This is a genomic window from Psychrobacter sp. AOP22-C1-C5 (genome assembly GCF_052378885.1).
GTDB lineage: Bacteria > Pseudomonadota > Gammaproteobacteria > Pseudomonadales > Moraxellaceae > Psychrobacter.
The window spans coordinates 1-5,855 of sequence record NZ_JBQSYC010000020.1 but is presented as its reverse complement, the minus strand read 5'-3'; the positions used below and the strand labels follow the sequence as shown (position 1 = coordinate 5,855).

Below are 5,855 nucleotides of genomic sequence, written 5' to 3'. Positions count from 1 at the left end.
GGTGTTACTGCTTAATAAACTTAATCTATGCCCGTTTAGGAGAAGATATTTGAGCTTAGTAAATGAGCGAGGATAAAACTTCAAACTAAACGAAAAATACTTCTTGACTTCATAAATAAAGCGTCTATAATACGCACCTCATTAAGGGGAAGCAGTTAAGAAGATAGTGATTCATCACTATAAATTAACGAGCTAACTTATTGAAACGAATTAAAAAAAGAAGCTTGACAGTCTATTAAAACATGATATGATAGTCAGCTCGCTAATTAGGATAAGCCACATTGGTTTGAGTAATTAGTCTAGATAAAACTGCTACTGGATGACAGTGGTAGACATTATTTAAAAGCATAACTAAAGAACAACTTGTGTGGATTTTTGCTGATTCAGAATGCTAAAAAATAAAGTTGGTTGACTACCTTTTCGGTAGAATTCTAACTATAAAAATTATCATTTAAGACAGCAGAAAAACTCAAAGTTAATTCATTACGAACATAATTTTTAGCGATTTTGCCAGATTAGATGAGCCAAGTTTAGAAACTTCTTTAAAGAGTTTCATAGCAAGATTAAACTGAAGAGTTTGATCATGGCTCAGATTGAACGCTGGCGGCAGGCTTAACACATGCAAGTCGAGCGGTAACATTTCTAGCTTGCTAGAAGATGACGAGCGGCGGACGGGTGAGTAATACTTAGGAATCTACCTAGTAGTGGGGGATAGCTCGGGGAAACTCGAATTAATACCGCATACGACCTACGGGAGAAAGGGGGCAACTTGTTGCTCTCGCTATTAGATGAGCCTAAGTCGGATTAGCTAGATGGTGGGGTAAAGGCCTACCATGGCGACGATCTGTAGCTGGTCTGAGAGGATGATCAGCCACACCGGGACTGAGACACGGCCCGGACTCCTACGGGAGGCAGCAGTGGGGAATATTGGACAATGGGGGAAACCCTGATCCAGCCATGCCGCGTGTGTGAAGAAGGCCTTTTGGTTGTAAAGCACTTTAAGCAGTGAAGAAGACTCTTCGGTTAATACCCGGAGACGATGACATTAGCTGCAGAATAAGCACCGGCTAACTCTGTGCCAGCAGCCGCGGTAATACAGAGGGTGCAAGCGTTAATCGGAATTACTGGGCGTAAAGCGAGCGTAGGTGGCTTGATAAGTCAGATGTGAAATCCCCGGGCTTAACCTGGGAACTGCATCTGAAACTGTCAGACTAGAGTAGGTGAGAGGAAGGTAGAATTCCAGGTGTAGCGGTGAAATGCGTAGAGATCTGGAGGAATACCGATGGCGAAGGCAGCCTTCTGGCATCATACTGACACTGAGGCTCGAAAGCGTGGGTAGCAAACAGGATTAGATACCCTGGTAGTCCACGCCGTAAACGATGTCTACTAGTCGTTGGGTCCCTTGAGGACTTAGTGACGCAGCTAACGCAATAAGTAGACCGCCTGGGGAGTACGGCCGCAAGGTTAAAACTCAAATGAATTGACGGGGGCCCGCACAAGCGGTGGAGCATGTGGTTTAATTCGATGCAACGCGAAGAACCTTACCTGGTCTTGACATATCTAGAATCCTGCAGAGATGCGGGAGTGCCTTCGGGAATTAGAATACAGGTGCTGCATGGCTGTCGTCAGCTCGTGTCGTGAGATGTTGGGTTAAGTCCCGCAACGAGCGCAACCCTTGTCCTTAGTTACCAGCGGGTTAAGCCGGGAACTCTAAGGATACTGCCAGTGACAAACTGGAGGAAGGCGGGGACGACGTCAAGTCATCATGGCCCTTACGACCAGGGCTACACACGTGCTACAATGGTAGGTACAGAGGGCAGCTACACAGCGATGTGATGCGAATCTCAAAAAGCCTATCGTAGTCCAGATTGGAGTCTGCAACTCGACTCCATGAAGTAGGAATCGCTAGTAATCGCGGATCAGAATGCCGCGGTGAATACGTTCCCGGGCCTTGTACACACCGCCCGTCACACCATGGGAGTTGATTGCACCAGAAGTGGTTAGCCTAACCGTAAGGAAGGCGATCACCACGGTGTGGTTGATGACTGGGGTGAAGTCGTAACAAGGTAGCCGTAGGGGAACCTGCGGCTGGATCACCTCCTTATAGATGGCATTCGGTCAGCAAGAATTCACAACAAGTTGTTCTTTAGTTTAAGCTTACGTTTTAGCGAACGTATTGGGTCTGTAGCTCAGCTGGTTAGAGCACCGTGTTGATAACGCGGGGGTCAGTGGTTCAAGTCCACTTAGACCCACCATTTATATGGGGCCATAGCTCAGTTGGTAGAGCGCCTGCCTTGCACGCAGGAGGTCAACGGTTCGACTCCGTTTGGCTCCACCACTACTTTAGTTAAGCTTAGAATGCGAATAAATAAAATAGGTATTAAATAGAAACAAGTGATTTGATTAAGATTACTTCTTTCTGTTTTATACAGAACTTGTGACTCGATGAGAGCATAAGAACTATTTAAAAACATAGATATGAGTCTGGGTTAGGAAGAGCGTGTTCACGCGCATTTCCTAACCTTAATAATCAACCTCTTAACGACATCAGTTGTTATCCCAGGGGTTGATTATTAAAAAAATAAAGAGAACTGAATCAAGCGTATAAACATAGGTGATATCGTTATCATAATTAGATTGTATGACACTTTGAAGTCGAAAGACTACTTGGGGTTGTATGGTCAAGTAATGAAGCGCACATGGTGGATGCCTTGGCAGTCAGAGGCGATGAAAGACGTGACAGCCTGCGATAAGCTTCGGGGAGGCGGCAATATCCTGTGATCCGGAGATTTCTGAATGGGGAAACCCACTTACCATAAGGTAGGTATCCTAATTTATTAGGAAGCGAACGAGGGGAAGTGAAACATCTCAGTACCCTTAGGAATAGACATCAATTGAGATTCCCCTAGTAGCGGCGAGCGAACGGGGAGAAGCCGATTAGTACTAATGTAGAAGAACAGCGTGGGAAAGCTGACCGTAGTAGGTGATAGTCCTGTATTCGAAACATTAGCATTAACATATTAAGTAGAGCGGGGCACGAGAAATCCTGTTTGAAGATGGGGGGACCATCCTCCAAGGCTAAATACTCCTGACTGACCGATAGTGAACCAGTACCGTGAGGGAAAGGCGAAAAGAACCCCTGTGAGGGGAGTGAAATAGAACCTGAAACCGTGTGCGTACAAGCAGTGGGAGCCTTAATTTATTAGGGTGACCGCGTACCTTTTGTATAATGGGTCAGCGACTTATATTCTGTAGCAAGGTTAACCGTTTAGGGGAGCCGTAGGGAAACCGAGTCTTAATAGGGCGTTTAGTTGCAGGGTATAGACCCGAAACCGAGTGATCTATCCATGAGCAGGTTGAAAGTGCCGTAACAGGCACCGGAGGACCGAACCCACTGTCGTTGAAAAGCCAGGGGATGACTTGTGGATAGGGGTGAAAGGCTAATCAAACTCGGTGATAGCTGGTTCTCCCCGAAAGCTATTTAGGTAGCGCCTCGGACGAACACCATTGGGGGTAGAGCACTGTTTCGGCTAGGGGGTCATACCGACTTACCAAACCGATGCAAACTCCGAATACCAATGAGTGATATCCGGGAGACACACAGTGGGTGCTAACGTCCATTGTGGAGAGGGAAACAACCCAGACCGCCAGCTAAGGCCCCAAATTCCTAGTTAAGTGGGAAACGAGGTGGGAAGGCATAGACAGCTAGGAGGTTGGCTTAGAAGCAGCCATCCTTTAAAGAAAGCGTAATAGCTCACTAGTCGAGTCGGCCCGCGCGGAAGATGTAACGGGGCTCAAACTAGGAGCCGAAGCTGCGGATTTGAATTTGTTTTCAAGTGGTAGGGGAGCGTTGTGTAAGCCTGTGAAGGTGTGTTGTAAAGCATGCTGGAGGTATCACAAGAGCGAATGCTGACGTGAGTAACGATAATGCGAGTGAAAAGCTCGCACGCCGGAAGATCAAGGGTTCCAGTCCAACGTTAATCGGGGCTGGGTGAGTCGACCCCTAAGGCGAGGCCGAAAGGCGTAGTCGATGGGAAATCGGTTAATATTCCGATACTTGTTTATGATGCGATGGAGGGACGGAGAAGGTTATGCCAGCCTGGCGATGGTTGTCCAGGTGGAAGGATGTAGGTTTATAGCTTAGGTAAATCCGGGCTATTTTATACCGAGATCTGATAGCAAGCTGTACTTGTACAGCGAAGTGGCAAATACCATGCTTCCAGGAAAAGCTTCTAAGCGATAGTCATAAACGAATCGTACCCTAAACCGACACAGGTGATCAGGTAGAGAATACCAAGGCGCTTGAGAGAACTCTGCTGAAGGAACTAGGCAAAATGGTACCGTAACTTCGGGAGAAGGTACGCTGCTGATGGTGAAGGACTTGCTCCGTAAGCTATTGGCAGTCGCAGATACCAGGCTGCTGCAACTGTTTATTAAAAACACAGCACTCTGCAAACACGAAAGTGGACGTATAGGGTGTGATGTCTGCCCGGTGCTGGAAGGTTAATTGATGGGGTTAGCGTAAGCGAAGCTCTTGATCGAAGCCCCAGTAAACGGCGGCCGTAACTATAACGGTCCTAAGGTAGCGAAATTCCTTGTCGGGTAAGTTCCGACCTGCACGAATGACATAATGATGGCAGCGCTGTCTCCAGCAGAGACTCAGTGAAATCGAAATCGCAGTGAAGATGCTGTGTACCCGCGGCTAGACGGAAAGACCCCGTGAACCTTTACTACAGCTTTACATTGAACTTTGACCTGACTTGTGCAGGATAGGTGGGAGGCTTTGAAGCCGAGACGCTAGTCTTGGTGGAGCCAATCTTGAAATACCACCCTGGTCATGTTGGGGTTCTAACTCAGGTATAACAATACCGAGGACAATGTATGGTGGGTAGTTTGACTGGGGCGGTCTCCTCCTAAAGAGTAACGGAGGAGTACGAAGGTGCGCTCAGACCGGTCGGAAATCGGTCGTAGAGTATAAAGGCAAAAGCGCGCTTAACTGCGAGACCCACAAGTCGAGCAGGTACGAAAGTAGGTCTTAGTGATCCGGTGGTTCTGTATGGAAGGGCCATCGCTCAACGGATAAAAGGTACTCTGGGGATAACAGGCTGATACCGCCCAAGAGTTCATATCGACGGCGGTGTTTGGCACCTCGATGTCGGCTCATCTCATCCTAGGGCTGAAGCAGGTCCTAAGGGTATGGCTGTTCGCCATTTAAAGAGGTACGCGAGCTGGGTTTAGAACGTCGTGAGACAGTTCGGTCCCTATCTACCGTGGGCGTTGGAAATTTGAGAGGATCTGCTCCTAGTACGAGAGGACCAGAGTGGACGAACCTCTGGTGTTCGGGTTGTCACGCCAGTGGCATTGCCCGGTAGCTACGTTCGGATGGGATAACCGCTGAAAGCATCTAAGCGGGAAGCCCACCTCAAGATTAGATTTCCCTAAAGAGCCGTTCAAGACTAGGACGTTGATAGGCAGGGTGTGGAAGTGCAGCGATGCATGTAGCTAACCTGTACTAATTGCTCGTTTGGCTTGACCATACAACACCCAAGTGGTTTGTATCAAGTCTAATTAATCTATCTTGTAAAGCGAAAGCTTTAGAATAAGAAAGAACATTTCGATATCACCGTTAACCTTGATTCAGTTAGGTTAAGTGATACTTAGTCAATAAGTAAAACTAAAACAGACTCATATCTAACCCCCTTTGCTGACGACAATAGCGCGATGGAACCACCTGATCCCTTCCCGAACTCAGAAGTGAAACATCGTAGCGCCAATGGTAGTGTGGTTCGCCCATGTGAGAGTAGGTCATCGTCAGCTCTCTATTCCTGATTATCCCCCAACTAGTTATCTAGTCG

The 5,855-nt window shown here is 47.5% G+C and carries 2 tRNA genes and 3 rRNA genes; all 5 read left to right on the top strand.

Going from position 1 to position 5,855, the window contains the following annotated elements:
- The first annotated feature begins 565 nt into the window (after positions 1-565).
- The 5 genes from ACT3TH_RS13665 to rrf all read left to right on the top strand — a co-directional run bounded on the left by ACT3TH_RS13665 (position 566) and on the right by rrf (position 5,817).
- Positions 566-2,104, top strand: a 16S ribosomal RNA gene (locus ACT3TH_RS13665).
- A 74-nt stretch (positions 2,105-2,178) separates the two neighbouring features.
- Positions 2,179-2,255 (top strand) — tRNA-Ile (locus tag ACT3TH_RS13660).
- Between the two features lie 7 nt (positions 2,256-2,262).
- A tRNA-Ala gene (locus ACT3TH_RS13655) sits at positions 2,263-2,338 on the top strand.
- Positions 2,339-2,679: 341 nt separating this feature from the next.
- Positions 2,680-5,537: ribosomal RNA gene (locus ACT3TH_RS13650) — 23S ribosomal RNA — on the top strand.
- Positions 5,538-5,703: 166 nt separating this feature from the next.
- Positions 5,704-5,817: ribosomal RNA gene (rrf, locus tag ACT3TH_RS13645) — 5S ribosomal RNA — on the top strand.
- Together the 16S, 23S and 5S rRNA genes with 2 tRNA genes alongside form the textbook arrangement of a ribosomal RNA operon.
- The last annotated feature ends 38 nt before the right edge of the window (positions 5,818-5,855 follow it).